Source organism: Klebsiella sp. 64 (assembly GCF_018223915.1).
GTDB classification, from domain to species: Bacteria; Pseudomonadota; Gammaproteobacteria; order Enterobacterales; family Enterobacteriaceae; genus Klebsiella; species Klebsiella pneumoniae.
In genome coordinates this window covers 111004-124647 of sequence record NZ_JAGRQZ010000014.1, presented here as the reverse complement: position 1 = coordinate 124647, position 13644 = coordinate 111004, and the positions used below count along the sequence as shown (strand labels likewise).

The following is a 13644-nucleotide window of genomic DNA, read 5'->3' as shown; positions in this document are numbered from 1 at the left end:
GGCCGTAACGGGCCAGCGGGAAAACGCAAGGGAGTGAGCCTAAGTGCAACGAGGTATTACGATTTTCGCTATCTGTAACAACGCCGATAGCGGGCAAAAAAAAACCTGCGCATCTGCGCAGGCTGGTGTAAGTAAAGTGGTCAACGTGACGTTGACTCCACCTATCAATACCTCTGGGATAGCCAGAATATCAACCGGATCCGCGAACAAACCAGCGAACATTCGCAACAGCGCATCGCAAAGTGTAAGCAAAGGTTTGTATTTCCCTGCGCCGGTTTCAATTACCGATCGCGTCAATGTAAACAGGTCACCGATAAGCCCGCGCTGAATCACATTTGCGCCATTCCTTCGCCGCCGCGCCTTGAATCTGCCGCTCTTTCCCGTAACATAGCAGTATGTAAACGCTTACCCTAGAAAAGGCATGGTATGGCGACTATTAAGGATGTAGCCCGACTCGCAGGAGTCTCCGTCGCTACCGTCTCCCGCGTCATCAACAACTCTCCCAAAGCCAGCGAAGCTTCGCGTCAGTCCGTGGGCGCGGCGATGGAAACCCTGAACTATCACCCCAACGCGAACGCCCGGGCGCTGGCCCAGCAGTCAACGGAAACCGTCGGCCTGGTGGTGGGCGATGTCTCCGACCCCTTCTTCGGCGCGATGGTCAAAGCCGTCGAACAGGTGGCCTACCGCACCGGCAATTTTTTGCTGATTGGCAATGGCTACCACAACGTGCAGAAGGAGCGCCAGGCGATAGAGCAGCTGATCCGCCATCGCTGCGCGGCGCTGGTGGTGCACGCCAAAATGATCCCCGATGAGGAACTGGCGGGGTTAATGAAGCAGATCCCCGGCATGGTGCTGATCAACCGCATCCTGCCCGGATATGAAACCCGCTGCGTCGCGCTGGACGACCGCTACGGCGCCTGGCTGGCGACCCGCCATTTGATCCAGCAGGGGCACACGCGTATCGGCTATCTGTGCTCAAACCATGATATCTCCGATGCGGAAGATCGGCTGCAGGGGTACTACGCGGCGCTGGAGGAGAGCGGCCTGCCGTGCAACGACCGGCTGGTCACGTTTGCCGAGCCGGATGAAAGCGGCGGCGAACAGGCGATGACCGAACTGCTTGGCCGCGGCCGCCACTTTAGCGCCGTCGCCTGCTATAACGACTCGATGGCCGCCGGCGCGATGGGGGTGCTGAATGACAACGGCATCGACGTTCCGCGGGAGATTTCGCTGATTGGCTTCGACGATGTCCTGATTTCGCGCTATGTCCGCCCGCGGTTGACTACCGTCCGCTATCCGATCGTCACGATGGCGACCCAGGCGGCCGAGCTGGCTTTAGCCCTGGCGGAGCAGCGGCCGGCGCCGGAGATCACCCATCTGTTCAGCCCGACGCTGGTCCGTCGTCACTCGGTGGTCGCCCCGCAGGAAGGCGATAAGTCATAGCGATAGAGGTGCACGGCGGTGGCCGGGTAATCCAGCCCCTCGCCGATGTAGCGCCAGCCGAAGCGTTCATAGAAATCCCGGCAGGCGGAGTAGAGATAGAGCTCCCGAAAGCCCGCGAGGCGGGCATAATCGATCACATGCCGCTGCAGTTTTCCGGCCAGCCCCTGACCGCGGGCGGCGGGCGCGACGAACAGCGCCGCCAGCCAGGGAAACAGATCCTGGCGGCTGATCAAATCGCAGCGCCAGAGGCCAATCGTGCCGAGCAACTGCTCGCCTTCCACGGCAATAAAGGTCAACGGCAGCGCCTCCGCCGTCTGGCTATGCTGCACGATGCTGGCGAAGAATTGCCGCGGCAGCGTCTCGCCGCCAAAGGCCTGCCACAGCCAGTCGGTCACCTGCGGGGCGAACTGCGGCGCAGCGTACAGCGGCAGGATCGTCATACCAGCTTCCCCTGAAAAATCGGCACTGAGTCGAACAGATAGCCGTCAAAGTCGGGGGCGTCCTCATCGGACAGCTCCAGCAGGCTGTTTTTGACGTTTTCCAGATGCTGCCACATCGCCTGCCAGGCGCCCATCACATCGCGACGCCGCAGCGCGGCGAGCAGGGTCTGCCGGTCGCCGAGCCATTTCAGCCGCCAGGCGCGGCTGGCAATATGCACATTGAACTGCTGCCACAGCGGGCTGCTGTCCATCTGCAGCCAGATCCGCTCTACCGTCGCCAACAGCATCTGGTTCTGCGTCGCCCCGGCGAGCACCAGATGGAACAGACGAGCGTTATCCTGCGCGGTGTCGTTGAGAGCGATTGCCCGCTGCTCCTGTTCAATAATCCGCTTCAGATTGTCGATATCGGCGCGGGTGGCCATTTTCGCGGCAAAGGCGGCGATGTTGCTCTCCAGCAGCTGGCGCGCCTGGAGAATTTCAAACGGGCCGACGTCGCTGCTGAGCAGCTGCTCCTCTTCGCTGTCGTTCTCGTGGGGAATGCGCATGACATACACCCCGGATCCCTGACGAATATCCACCGTCCCCTGCAGCTCCAGCATCAGCAGCGCTTCGCGCACGATGGTCCGGCTGACGCCATAGGTTTCGGCAATATGGCGTTCCGGCGGCAAACGCGACCCAACCGGGTAGCGCCCCTGCGCGATCTGGGCGCGCAGGTCATCACCAATCTCCTGATAGGGCTTCTTTTCCGGCGGAACTATCGCTTTTTCCACAAAATCACCTGTGCGTTACATGCCTGCGAGTCAAATACGCCGCTATCTTAGCAAATATTGCCCCCGGCTAGCGGTATTCATCATCGATATCCAGCACCAGTTCACGCCGTTCGCCCAGTTGACGAAACCAGTGCGCCGAGGCTTTGGGTCGCCGGGCGCGATGGTTTTGCAGATCGATTTCGATAAGCCCGTAGCGGTTTTTAAAGGCGTTCATCGGCGATACGTTGTCGGTAAACGCCCACAGCATATAGCCCTGGCAGTTGGCCCCTGCCTCGCGGGCGCGCAGGGTGTGCCACAGATGTTCGCTGATAAAACGAATGCGGTAGCTGTCATCGATGACGCCTTCGCGGTTACGGAACTGGCCTTCGTTTTCCACCCCCATCCCGCTCTCCGCCACGAACCACGGGATGTTGCGATAGTCATTTTTTATCCGCATCGCCATATCAAAGATGATTTGCGGGTAGATTTCCCAGCCGCGGGAGGCGTTCATCCGCCGGCCGGGCAGCTCAAACGGCTCATAATACCAGGCCGGATGGAACGGGGTGTGCGGATGCCAGGCCCGCGACGGGGCTTTGACCCGGTGCGGGTAGTAAAGATTAATCCCCAGCTCATCGACGGTGTGCTCGCGGATAACCGCCAGATCCTCTTCGCTGGTCTCCCACGTCACCTGATGCTGCTCAAGCAGCGCGAGAAGCTCCGGCGGCCAGACGCCGTGCACCAGCGGGTCGAGGAACATGCGGTTGTAGAACAGATCGTAGATCTCCGCCGCGCGCAGGTCATGGGGGGCGCGTGAGCGTGGGTAGGTCACCTCCGGATTGAGGATGCAGCCGACGGTCCCGGGATAGCCGAGCTCGCGAAACCGCTTCACGACGCTGGCGGTCGCCAGCACCTTATGATAGTTCCACTGCATCCAGGTGCTGGTGTTCTGCTCATAGGGCCAGCGCAGAGCATCCAGATAGACCCGGGTCTGCACCACAATTGGCTCATTAAAGGTAAACCAGCGCGTTACCTTCGGGTGGTAGCGGGCAAACACCTTCTCCGCGTAGCGCACAAACAGCTCAACCACCGTTTTCGACCCCCAGCCGCCATACTTTTCCAGCAGATAGCCGGGCAATTCATAATGCTCAAGGCAGATCATCGGCGTGATGCCGTTGGCCAGCAGCGCATCGAACAGCTGGTCATAATAGGCCGCATACTCCTCATCCACCGTGACGTTTTCATAGTCGGTCAGAAAGCGCGACCAGTTGATTGAGGTGCGGTAGTGGGTCAGCCCGGCCAGCTTCATCAGCTGCACATCTTCCTGAAAGCGGTTGATAAAATCGGTGGCCACCGCCGGGCCATAGCCGTTATGCCAGACGTGGCGATCGTTTTTGTACCAGAGATCGGGCCAGGAGTCCTGCCCTGGTTTTTTCCCGCTCCAGCCTTCGGTCTGCCAGGCGGAAGCCGCCGCGCCAAGGATAAAATCATCGGGAATGGTCATCCGTACGGTAGTCATAGGCTCCTCAGACAGGGTTGGCGGTTTGTTGATTGTCTACCTGACGCTGCGCGGCATCGGCACGGCGGGAGGCGATTTTGACGAAAGGCAGATAGATAAGCACTGCGACGACGATGCAGATAAGCTGGGTCACCACCGCCCCCATCGAGCCGGCGGTGGAGAGCCAGGCGTTGATCAGCGGCGGTGTGGTCCAGGGCACCATCACCACCGCCTTGCCGGCGAAGCCGGTCAGGGTGGCGAAATAGCCGATGCTGCCGGTCACCAGCGGGGTGATGATAAACGGGATGGCGAGGATCGGGTTGAGCATGATCGGCATCCCGAAGATCACCGGCTCGTTAATATTGAACAGCCCCGGGCCTATCGACAGCTTGGCGATCTCTTTCATCTCTTTGCGCCTGGTGGCGATCATCACCGCAATCAGCAGGCCGATGGTCAGCCCCGAGCCGCCGATGCTCATGTAGACATCCCAGAAGGGCATCGTGATGATGTTCGGTACCTCTTTCCCCTGCTCAAAAGCGCTCATATTGACAGTGATCGCTCCCAGCAGCAGCGGCTCGCGGATCGGCTTGATCATCTGGTTGCCGTGAATGCCGATCACCCAGAACAGCTGGGCGACGAACATCAGCAGCAGGATCCCCGGCAGGCTCTGCACCACCCGCTCCAGCGGCTGCTGCACCACCTGGTAGACCGCATCGTAGAGATACATTCCCGTCAGCTGGTGAAAGAGAAAACCAAAGGTGGCGATCGCGGTGGTGGTGATGATCGCCGGGATCAGCGCGGAAAAAGAGGCAGAGACGTTCGGCGGCACAGTATCCGGCATTTTGATCTTCAGTCCCTTGCGCCCCTCCAGCCAGCAGTAAATCTCCACTGACAGAATGGCGATGAACATCCCAAGGAACAGACTGCGGGTATCGGAAAACTGGCGCAGCAGGACATCTTTCACCACGTGCATCTGGCCATCGACCATCATCTCCACCGTGGTCGGCGTGACGCAGATAAAGCAGATCACCGCCAACAGGCCGGGAAACAGGCTTTTGATGCCGTTGATCCGCCCCAGCTCAATACCGATCAGAAACACGGCGCCGATATTGAGGAAGTTGAGCGTAGCGTAGTTAAGCGCGCTGGTGATCGGCTTCAGCGCCGCAAGAAAGGAGAGCGAGGAAAAGCTGGCGAGCCCATTCTTCGGATCCAGCACCATATTGGAGATCAGCACCGAAAAGGCCCCGACGATGATCACCGGCATCAGGGTAATAAACGCCGATTTGATCGCCATAATGTAGCGATAGCTGTTGAATGTCGTCGCGAAACGCCCCAGCGCGTCGATCAGTTTGTCCTGTAATGCCATAAAAGAGTACCTCAGAGTAAAGGGCTTATTGTGGCCAGGTGAACAGCCAGAGACTTTTGGCATACCAAAACATAGTCGCCAGGCAAAAATAGTTCTGTGACAGCGCTCGCAACGCGCACAGTGGTATCCCAAATATCCGATAAAATCGACATTGGCATACCAGAGTCTGTCGGCTCGTCAGTTCCTGCCAAAAGCGTGATCGCGATGGTTTTTCCGCCCCGCCCCGTCGATATGTCCCTTTTCGGTCTGTGATAAACTGCGCTTTACCACGTGAAATCAGGAATCGATGAATGGCTACAATGCTGGATGTCTCAATTCGCGCAGGCGTCTCGAAAGCGACGGTTTCCCGCGTGTTGAACGGCACAGGTCAGGTGAAAGAGAGCACCCGCCAACAGGTCTTTAAAGCGATGGAAGAGCTGGGCTACCGGCCCAATTTCCTTGCCCGCTCGCTGGCCAATCAGACCAGCAATAGTATCGGGCTGGTCGTCTCCACCTTTGACGGCTTTTACTTTGGCCGTCTGCTGCAGCAGGCGTCACGCCAGACCGAAGCCTGGGGAAAGCAGCTTATCGTCACCGACGGCCATGATACGCCGGAGCGCGAAGAGGAAGCGGTGCAGATGCTCGCCGACCGGCAGTGCGATGCGATCATCCTCTATACCCGGCACATGAGCGAGAAGGCGATCATGTCGCTGATTAACTCGATCGCCATGCCGCTGGTGGTGATTAACCGCGATGTGGCGCAGGCCCGCGAACGCTGCGTGTTCTTCGAACAGCAGGAAGCCGCCTTCCAGGCCGTGGAGTATCTGATTACCCAGGGCCACCGCGATATCGCCTGCATCACCGTCCCGATGCATACCCCTACCGGCCAGGCTCGCCTGCAGGGCTACCGCAACGCGCTGATAAAACATGGTATTGAGTGGGATCCGAGCCGGGTGAAGTATGGGGACTCGACGATGACTCGCGGCTACGAACTGTGCCGGGAACTGCTGGACGAGAAAGCCCGCTTCAGCGCGCTGTTTTCCTGTAACGATGATATGGCGCTGGGGGCGTCAAAGGCGCTGCATCAGGCGGGGCTGCGTATTCCACAGGATGTGTCGCTGTTTGGCTTCGACGATGCGCCAAGCGCGAAATGGCTGGAGCCGGGGCTGTCGACGGTTTATCTGCCGATCGACAACATGATCACTACGGCTATCGACCAGGCGATCAAGCTTGCCAATCAGCAGCCGATAGAAACGATCCCGCCGTTTACCGGCACGCTGGTGCTTCGCGAGTCGGTGACGACGGGACCTTTTTTTAAATAAGCTCTAAGGCCAGCAGCTCCTGGATGGTCTGGCGACGGCGGATCAGCCGCGCCTTACCGCCATCAAACAGCACCTCCGGCAGCAGCGGACGGCTGTTATAGTTGGACGACATCGAAGCCCCGTAGGCGCCGGTGTCATGGAGCACCAGATAATCCCCAGGCGCCACCGCCGGCAGCAGGCGGGTCTCGACTTTGCCCCCCTCCTGCTGGGTAAAGACATCCCCGGATTCGCACAGCGGCCCGGCCACCACGGTTTCGACCTGCGGCGCGGCGCTGAGATCCCGGCCATCCCCCGCCAGAGCGGTGATATGGTGATAGCTACCGTACATTGCCGGGCGCATCAGGTCGTTAAAGCCGGCGTCAATCAGCACGAAGTGACGGCTGCCCATCTCTTTCACGCTGCGCACCTGCGACACCAGCACGCCGGACTCGGCCACCAGGAAGCGTCCTGGCTCAATCTCCAGTTTCACCGGGTGCCCCAGATGGGCCGCGATCTGCTCCCGGGCGCGGTTCCACAGGCCATAATAGTGGGCGGTGTCGATGGCCTCTTCACCTTCGCGGTAAGGAATCGACAGACCGCCGCCGGCGGAGATGGCCTGCAGATCCTGGCCAAAGTCGACGACCTGGCGCACCATCGCGCCGCACACCTGCTCCAGGTGACCATAGTCAACGCCAGAGCCGATATGCATATGGATCCCGACCAGCTGCAGCTGATAGCGACGCATCACTTCCAGCGCCGCCGGCAGGTGGCTGTACCAGATGCCATGCTTGCTATTCTCACCGCCGGTATTGGTTTTCTGGCTGTGGCCGTGGCCAAAGCCCGGGTTGACGCGCAGCCAGACGCGATGGCCCGGCGACACCTCGCCCAGCTGGCTCAGCATGTCGATCGAGCCGGCGTTCACCGGGATCTGTAACGCCTTCACCCGATCGAGGGTGGCATCGTCGATCAGATCGGCGGTGAAGACGATATCCTCGGGATTCTGCTGCGGATCGTAGCCTGCCGCCAGCGCCCGCTCGATCTCCCCCAGCGACACCGAGTCCACCTTCACCCCCTGCTCACGCATCAGACGCAGAATATGAATGTTTGAGCAGGCTTTTTGCGCAAAACGCACAACGTCGAACTGGCTGAGCTGGGCTATCTGGCGGCGAATAATCTGCGCATCATAGACCCAGACCGGGCAGCCAAATTCCGCCGGCAGGCGCAGCAGGTTGTCCGCGGTCAGGTCAGTATCGGTGGCGTAAAGCGAGTGTGGCATAAGAACTCCGGTGCAGTGCGTGTGTTGGTCGCTGTTTTTTCTGATTACGCCACAGTGACAGACGAATAAAAAATATCGTTTTATCGCGACTCTATGCAAAAATGATATGGTTCCAGCCGAGCCTCACGGAGACCGCATGCCAGCCGTCAATTTGCGTCATATCGAAATCTTTCACGCGGTGATGACCACCGGCAACCTGACCGAAGCGGCGAGGATGCTGCACACCTCGCAACCCACGGTCAGCCGCGAGCTGGCGCGCTTTGAGAAGGTGCTCGGCCTGCAGCTGTTTGAGCGGACCCGCGGTCGCCTGCAGCCGACGGTGCAGGGCCTGCGTTTGTTTGAGGAGGTTCAGCGCTCCTGGTATGGCCTGGACCGTATCGTCAGCGCCGCCGAGAGCCTGCGCGAGTTCCGCCAGGGCGAGCTGTCGATCGCCTGTCTGCCGGTGTTTTCCCAGTCCTTTCTGCCGCTGCTGTTGCCGCCGTTTCTCGCTCGCTACCCGGAGGTCAGCCTGCAGATCGTCCCCCAGGAGTCGCCGCTGCTGGAGGAGTGGCTCTCCGCCCAGCGCCATGACCTTGGCCTGACGGAGACCCTGCATACCCCCGCGGGCACCGAACGCACCCCGCTGCTGACGCTGAATGAAGTCTGCGTGCTGCCCGCCGGCCATCCGCTGGCGGCGCAGGCGACACTGACCCCCGCCGATTTTCAGGGCGAAAACTATATCAGCCTGTCGCGCACCGACAGCTATCGCCAGCTGCTCGACGCCCTGTTCCTTGAGCATCAGGTTAAACGGCGGATGGTGGTCGAAACCCACAGCGCGGCCTCGATCTGCGCCATGGTGCGCGCCGGCGCCGGGATCTCGGTGGTGAATCCGTTAACCGCCCTGGACTATGCCGATAGCGGCGTAGTGGTGCGCCGCTTCAGCGTCGAGGTGCCGTTTACCGTCAGCCTGATCCGCCCCCTCCACCGCCCGCGCTCGGCGCTGGTCGACGCCTTTGTTGCCCACCTGCAGCAGAGTCTGCCGCAGATCCTCACGCCGCTGGCGTCGGTCCTGCAGAGAGCATAAAGTTGACCGCGTCTTCCGCGTGGATCGCCGCGGTGTCAAAGACCGGCAGCGGGCTGAGCTCGGCAGGCACCAGCAGGCCAATCTCCGTACAGCCGAAAATAACCCCTTCCGCCCCCTGCTCCGCCAGGGCGGCGATCGTCTGCAGATAATAATCCCGCGACGCCTCGCTGAAGGTGCCGAGACAAAGTTCGTCGAAGATGATCTGATTGATCTGCGCCCGATCGTCAGCCTCAGGGATCAGCGTCTCGATGGCAAACTGCTCCTGCAGACGACCGCGGTAAAAGGTCTGCTCCATGGTATAGCGGGTGCCCAGCAGCGCGACCCGGCGCTGACCTTTGGCGGCAATCGCCCGTCCGGTGGCATCGGCAATATGCAGGAAGGGAACCTGGCAGCGGGCGGCGATGGCATCTGCGACTTTATGCATGGTGTTGGTGCACAGGACAATGCCTTCGGCCCCCGCCTGCTGCAGCCCGACCGCGGCCTCAGCAAGGATCTCTCCGGCGCGATCCCAGTCGCCGGCGGACTGGCAGGCTTCGATGTCGTGAAAATCGACGCTGTGCAGCACCAGGCTGGCAGAGTGCAGGCCGCCCAGTCGCGCCTTAACGCCCTCATTGATCAACCGATAATAGGGGATCGTGGACTCCCAGCTCATGCCGCCTAACAGGCCAATGGTTTTCATCTTCTGCTCCTTATGTCGTTTCTGCCAGTGAAGCAAACTTGTGATCAACTTTCCACTTCTCTGGCCGCGTATTTCTTTTTCATGAAGAGTGGGATAAGTTAAATGAAACAATGTTTCACTTTAACAACAGGATCGCCCGATGTTTATTTTTCATAAAGACACCACCCTTGAAGACCTCGGCAATGGCGTAACCCGCCGCATTCTGGCCCACGACGGCAAAATGATGGCCGTGGAGGTGAATTTTGCCGCCCGCGCCGTCGGCCCGATGCATAACCATCCTCACGAACAGCTCACCTATGTGCTTTCCGGCGAGTTCGAGTTCACCATCGGCGAGGAGACGCGCGTCGTCAGCGCCGGCGATACGTTGTATAAGCGGCCGGGGATTATGCACGGCTGCGTCTGCCTGCAGCCCGGCACGCTGCTCGATACCTTTACTCCCATTCGCGAAGATTTTCTTGAAGGCTAATCCATAACGGGGGCGTTCGCCGTCCCCGGTTACTGCCCGGCGCCCTTCAATAAAAAGATGCGGCCACAATCATTATCCTGGTAATTATATTTCCCGCTCAGTTAAGCCTAATTTTTCATTTCTTTCAGGCGCCCTTTACGGCCAAAATGCTTACCACCTCACCTTTTTGAAACATCGTTTCGACTTTGATCACATTTCCATCCTGATCTGCATGACGCAGAAACAAATCGCAATAAAATGAAATTAAAACGGTGTTTTATAAAAAACAGTTCAGCATAAAAAAAGGGCTGTCAGCCCTTACCTGCTAGACCAGTTAAAGAATAACCCATTAATTAACAAGGACATGTTAAGCAGAGGAAGCGTTCAGACATTTTTGCGTTGTCAGGCGTAAAAGGCCGACAGCGCGGCGTCACCGGATCCGTATTACAACTCGTAAGCCAGGTAGGTATGTATGAATGAAAACAAGCTGCTGGGATTGGCATGGATATCGCCCTATATCATCGGGCTGATCGTCTTTACCGCTTTTCCCTTTGTTTCATCTTTCTTTCTCAGTTTTACCGAGTACGACTTGATGAGCCCGCCGGTATTTAACGGCATCGAAAACTATCGCTATATGTTGACCGAGGATAGCCTGTTCTGGAAATCGATGGGGGTGACCTTTGCCTACGTCTTTTTAACCATCCCCTTAAAACTGGCTTTCGCCCTCGGCATTGCTTTTGTGCTCAATTTCAAACTGCGCGGCATCGGCTTTTTCCGCACCGCCTACTACATTCCGTCGATCCTTGGCAGCTCGGTGGCGATTGCCGTGCTGTGGCGCGCCCTGTTCGCCATTGACGGCCTGCTGAACAGTTTTCTCGCCGTCTTTGGCATTGATGCCATCAACTGGCTGGGGGAACCCTCCCTGGCGCTGATGTCGGTCACCCTGCTGCGCGTCTGGCAGTTTGGCTCCGCGATGGTCATCTTCCTCGCCGCGCTGCAGAACGTTCCGCAGTCGCAGTATGAGGCGGCAATGATTGACGGCGCCTCAAAGTGGCAGATGTTCATGAAGGTCACCGTGCCGCTGATCACCCCGGTGATTTTCTTCAACTTTATTATGCAGACCACCCAGGCGTTCCAGGAGTTTACCGGCCCGTACGTGATAACCGGCGGCGGTCCGACCTATTACACCTACCTCTTCTCACTCTATATCTACGATACCGCCTTTAAGTACTTCGACATGGGCTATGGCGCCGCGCTGGCGTGGGTGCTGTTCCTCGTCGTGGCGGTCTTTGCGTCGATCGCCTTTAAGTCATCGAAATACTGGGTCTTCTACTCCGCCGATAAGGGAGGCAAAAATGGCTGATATTCAACAGATGGCGCCGGTGATGAGCGACGCCGATCGTGAGGTCGCCCGTACGCTGCGCCGGGAAAAGGTGAGCCGGGTGGTGCGCTACGTCGTGCTGATATTCGTCGGCCTGCTGATGCTCTACCCGCTGGCGTGGATGTTCTCCGCCTCGTTCAAGCCGAACCATGAGATCTTCACCACCCTCGGGCTGTGGCCTGCCCACGCCACCTGGGACGGGTTTATCAACGGCTGGAAGACCGGCACCGAATACCATTTCGGCCACTATATGCTGAACACCTTTAAGTATGTGATCCCGAAAGTGGTGTTAACGATCATTTCCTCCACCATCGTGGCGTACGGCTTCGCACGCTTTGAGATCCCGTGGAAGAAGTTCTGGTTCGCAACGCTTATCACCACCATGTTGCTGCCGAGCACCGTCCTGCTGATCCCGCAGTACCTGATGTTCCGCGAAATGGGGATGCTGAACAGCTATCTGCCGCTGTACCTGCCGCTGGCCTTCGCCACCCAGGGATTCTTCGTCTTCATGCTGATCCAGTTTCTGCGCGGCGTGCCGCGCGATATGGAAGAGGCGGCGCAGATCGACGGCTGCAACTCCATCCAGGTGCTGTGGTATGTGGTGGTGCCGATCCTCAAGCCGGCCATTATCTCGGTGGCGCTGTTCCAGTTTATGTGGTCGATGAACGACTTTATCGGTCCGCTGATCTACGTCTACAGCGTCGATAAGTATCCCATCGCGCTGGCGCTAAAAATGTCTATCGACGTTACGGAAGGCGCGCCGTGGAACGAAATTCTGGCAATGGCGAGCATCTCCATTCTGCCGTCCATCATTGTCTTCTTCCTGGCTCAACGCTACTTCGTGCAGGGCGTGACCAGCAGCGGAATCAAAGGTTAAGAGGGAAATATCATGGCTGAAGTGATTTTCAACAAACTGGAAAAAGTCTACTCCAACGGGTTTAAAGCGGTGCATGGTATCGACCTGAAGATTGCCGATGGCGAATTTATGGTGATCGTCGGCCCCTCCGGCTGCGCCAAATCGACCACCCTGCGCATGCTGGCGGGTCTGGAGACCATCAGCGGCGGCGAGGTGCGGATTGGGGACAAAATCGTCAACAACCTGGCGCCTAAATCCCGTGGCATCGCGATGGTGTTCCAGAACTACGCCCTCTATCCGCATATGACGGTGCGCGAAAACCTCGCCTTTGGCCTGAAGCTGAGCAAGCTGCCGAAGGCGCAAATCGACAGCCAGGTGGAAGAAGCGGCGAAAATTCTCGAACTGGAAGAACTGCTCGATCGCCTGCCGCGCCAGCTCTCCGGCGGCCAGGCGCAGCGCGTGGCGGTGGGCCGGGCGATCGTCAAAAAACCGGACGTCTTCCTGTTCGACGAACCGCTCTCCAACCTTGACGCCAAGCTGCGCGCCTCGATGCGGATCCGCATTTCCGATCTGCATAAGCAGTTGAAAAAATCTGGCAAACCGGCGACCACCGTCTACGTCACCCACGATCAGACGGAAGCGATGACCATGGGCGACCGCATCTGCGTGATGAAGCTCGGCCACATTATGCAGGTTGATACCCCGGACAATCTCTACCACCAGCCGAAAAATATGTTTGTCGCCGGGTTTATCGGCGCGCCGGAGATGAATATTCGTCCCAGCCAGCTGGTTGAGCACGGTGGTCGCCTGCATTTGACGCTGGGCGATCAGCGGCTGCCGCTCAACGATCGGCTGCAAAGCAAAGTTGAAACCCATAAGAATCAGCAGGTGTTCTTTGGCGTGCGCCCGGAGTTTGTCTCTCTCTCCGATGAACCGTTTGCCGAAGGTTCCTGCGCGGGTGAAATGGTACGCGTAGAAAACATGGGACATGAATTCTTTGTTTATCTCAGGGTTGCTGATTATGAGCTGACCGCCCGCGTGCCGTCGGACGATGCGAAGCCGATGATTGCCAAGGGACTGAATCGCAAAGTCTATTTCACCTTTGATCTCAACAAGTGTCACATCTTTGACGCCAAAACCGAACAGAACCTCTCTCTGTGAACCCTGGAGC

13 protein-coding genes and 1 pseudogene are annotated in these 13644 nt (G+C 58.5%); 7 read left to right on the top strand and 7 right to left on the bottom strand.

Going from position 1 to position 13644, the window contains the following annotated elements; all coding sequences use genetic code 11:
- Positions 1-68 precede the first annotated feature (68 nt).
- Positions 69-333 (bottom strand): annotated as a pseudogene (locus tag KHQ23_RS11805) (hypothetical protein).
- 93 nt (positions 334-426) lie between these two features.
- Here KHQ23_RS11805 and galR point away from each other — a divergent pair.
- Positions 427-1443: an HTH-type transcriptional regulator GalR gene (gene galR / locus KHQ23_RS11800; protein WP_002915981.1), complete on the top strand. Its 1017-nt coding sequence runs from the start codon at positions 427-429 to the stop codon at positions 1441-1443.
- Here the strand turns inward: galR and KHQ23_RS11795 are convergent.
- From KHQ23_RS11795 to KHQ23_RS11780, 4 genes are all read right to left on the bottom strand, one after another.
- A complete protein-coding gene (locus KHQ23_RS11795; RefSeq protein ID WP_211776870.1) occupies positions 1404-1883 on the bottom strand; it encodes a GNAT family N-acetyltransferase in 480 nt (159 codons plus the stop codon). The genes galR and KHQ23_RS11795 overlap by 40 nt on opposite strands.
- Positions 1880-2653, bottom strand: a complete 774-nt coding sequence (locus KHQ23_RS11790; RefSeq protein WP_002915985.1) for a GntR family transcriptional regulator — start codon at positions 2651-2653, stop codon at positions 1880-1882. The genes KHQ23_RS11795 and KHQ23_RS11790 overlap by 4 nt, the downstream gene beginning before the upstream one ends.
- 67 nt (positions 2654-2720) lie before the next feature.
- Positions 2721-4148: a glycoside hydrolase family 1 protein gene (locus KHQ23_RS11785; protein WP_004174521.1), complete on the bottom strand. Its 1428-nt coding sequence runs from the start codon at positions 4146-4148 to the stop codon at positions 2721-2723.
- A 7-nt stretch (positions 4149-4155) separates the two neighbouring features.
- Positions 4156-5493, bottom strand: a complete 1338-nt coding sequence (locus KHQ23_RS11780) for a PTS sugar transporter subunit IIC (protein WP_004174520.1) — start codon at positions 5491-5493, stop codon at positions 4156-4158.
- Between the two features lie 299 nt (positions 5494-5792).
- Between KHQ23_RS11780 and KHQ23_RS11775 the strand changes: the two genes are divergently transcribed.
- Positions 5793-6794, top strand: a complete 1002-nt coding sequence (locus KHQ23_RS11775) for a LacI family DNA-binding transcriptional regulator (RefSeq protein WP_004229436.1) — start codon at positions 5793-5795, stop codon at positions 6792-6794.
- Here the strand turns inward: KHQ23_RS11775 and lysA are convergent.
- Complete coding sequence (gene lysA, locus KHQ23_RS11770) at positions 6787-8049, bottom strand: diaminopimelate decarboxylase (protein WP_002915990.1); 1263 nt, start codon at positions 8047-8049, stop codon at positions 6787-6789. The genes KHQ23_RS11775 and lysA overlap by 8 nt on opposite strands.
- A 136-nt stretch (positions 8050-8185) precedes the next feature.
- On the opposite strand from lysA, the gene KHQ23_RS11765 reads away from it, so the two are divergent.
- Positions 8186-9112 (top strand): LysR family transcriptional regulator, encoded by a 927-nt coding sequence (locus KHQ23_RS11765; RefSeq protein WP_002915991.1) that lies wholly within the window; start codon positions 8186-8188, stop codon positions 9110-9112.
- On the opposite strand, the gene KHQ23_RS11760 is transcribed toward KHQ23_RS11765, so the two are convergent.
- Entirely contained in the window at positions 9078-9791 is a 714-nt protein-coding gene (locus KHQ23_RS11760) for an aspartate/glutamate racemase (protein ID WP_002915992.1), read from the bottom strand. The genes KHQ23_RS11765 and KHQ23_RS11760 overlap by 35 nt on opposite strands.
- Before the next feature lie 139 nt (positions 9792-9930).
- Here KHQ23_RS11760 and KHQ23_RS11755 point away from each other — a divergent pair, with 139 nt between their 5' ends.
- The 4 genes from KHQ23_RS11755 to KHQ23_RS11740 all read left to right on the top strand — a co-directional run bounded on the left by KHQ23_RS11755 (position 9931) and on the right by KHQ23_RS11740 (position 13634).
- A complete protein-coding gene (locus KHQ23_RS11755; protein ID WP_211776871.1) occupies positions 9931-10257 on the top strand; it encodes a cupin domain-containing protein in 327 nt (108 codons plus the stop codon).
- Positions 10258-10708: 451 nt separating this feature from the next.
- Positions 10709-11599, top strand: a complete 891-nt coding sequence (locus KHQ23_RS11750; protein WP_002915995.1) for a carbohydrate ABC transporter permease — start codon at positions 10709-10711, stop codon at positions 11597-11599.
- Entirely contained in the window at positions 11592-12494 is a 903-nt protein-coding gene (locus tag KHQ23_RS11745) for a carbohydrate ABC transporter permease (RefSeq protein ID WP_002915996.1), read from the top strand. Before KHQ23_RS11750 ends, KHQ23_RS11745 begins: the two co-directional genes overlap by 8 nt.
- Before the next feature lie 12 nt (positions 12495-12506).
- Positions 12507-13634, top strand: coding sequence for an ABC transporter ATP-binding protein (locus tag KHQ23_RS11740; protein WP_032435018.1), 1128 nt, complete (start codon positions 12507-12509; stop codon positions 13632-13634).
- Positions 13635-13644: the final 10 nt, after the last annotated feature.

Excerpts from the sequence above, each read along its gene's own strand:
- galR (WP_002915981.1), top strand. The coding sequence starts at position 427 with ATGGCGACTATTAAGGATGTAGCCCGACTCGCAGGAGTCTCCGTCGCT.
- KHQ23_RS11795 (WP_211776870.1), bottom strand. The coding sequence starts at position 1,883 with ATGACGATCCTGCCGCTGTACGCTGCGCCGCAGTTCGCCCCGCAGGTG.
- KHQ23_RS11785 (WP_004174521.1), bottom strand. The coding sequence starts at position 4,148 with ATGACTACCGTACGGATGACCATTCCCGATGATTTTATCCTTGGCGCG.
- KHQ23_RS11780 (WP_004174520.1), bottom strand. The coding sequence starts at position 5,493 with ATGGCATTACAGGACAAACTGATCGACGCGCTGGGGCGTTTCGCGACG.
- KHQ23_RS11775 (WP_004229436.1), top strand. The coding sequence starts at position 5,793 with ATGCTGGATGTCTCAATTCGCGCAGGCGTCTCGAAAGCGACGGTTTCC.
- lysA (WP_002915990.1), bottom strand. The coding sequence starts at position 8,049 with ATGCCACACTCGCTTTACGCCACCGATACTGACCTGACCGCGGACAAC.
- KHQ23_RS11765 (WP_002915991.1), top strand. The coding sequence starts at position 8,186 with ATGCCAGCCGTCAATTTGCGTCATATCGAAATCTTTCACGCGGTGATG.
- KHQ23_RS11760 (WP_002915992.1), bottom strand. The coding sequence starts at position 9,791 with ATGAAAACCATTGGCCTGTTAGGCGGCATGAGCTGGGAGTCCACGATC.
- KHQ23_RS11755 (WP_211776871.1), top strand. The coding sequence starts at position 9,931 with ATGTTTATTTTTCATAAAGACACCACCCTTGAAGACCTCGGCAATGGC.
- KHQ23_RS11750 (WP_002915995.1), top strand. The coding sequence starts at position 10,709 with ATGAATGAAAACAAGCTGCTGGGATTGGCATGGATATCGCCCTATATC.
- KHQ23_RS11745 (WP_002915996.1), top strand. The coding sequence starts at position 11,592 with ATGGCTGATATTCAACAGATGGCGCCGGTGATGAGCGACGCCGATCGT.
- KHQ23_RS11740 (WP_032435018.1), top strand. The coding sequence starts at position 12,507 with ATGGCTGAAGTGATTTTCAACAAACTGGAAAAAGTCTACTCCAACGGG.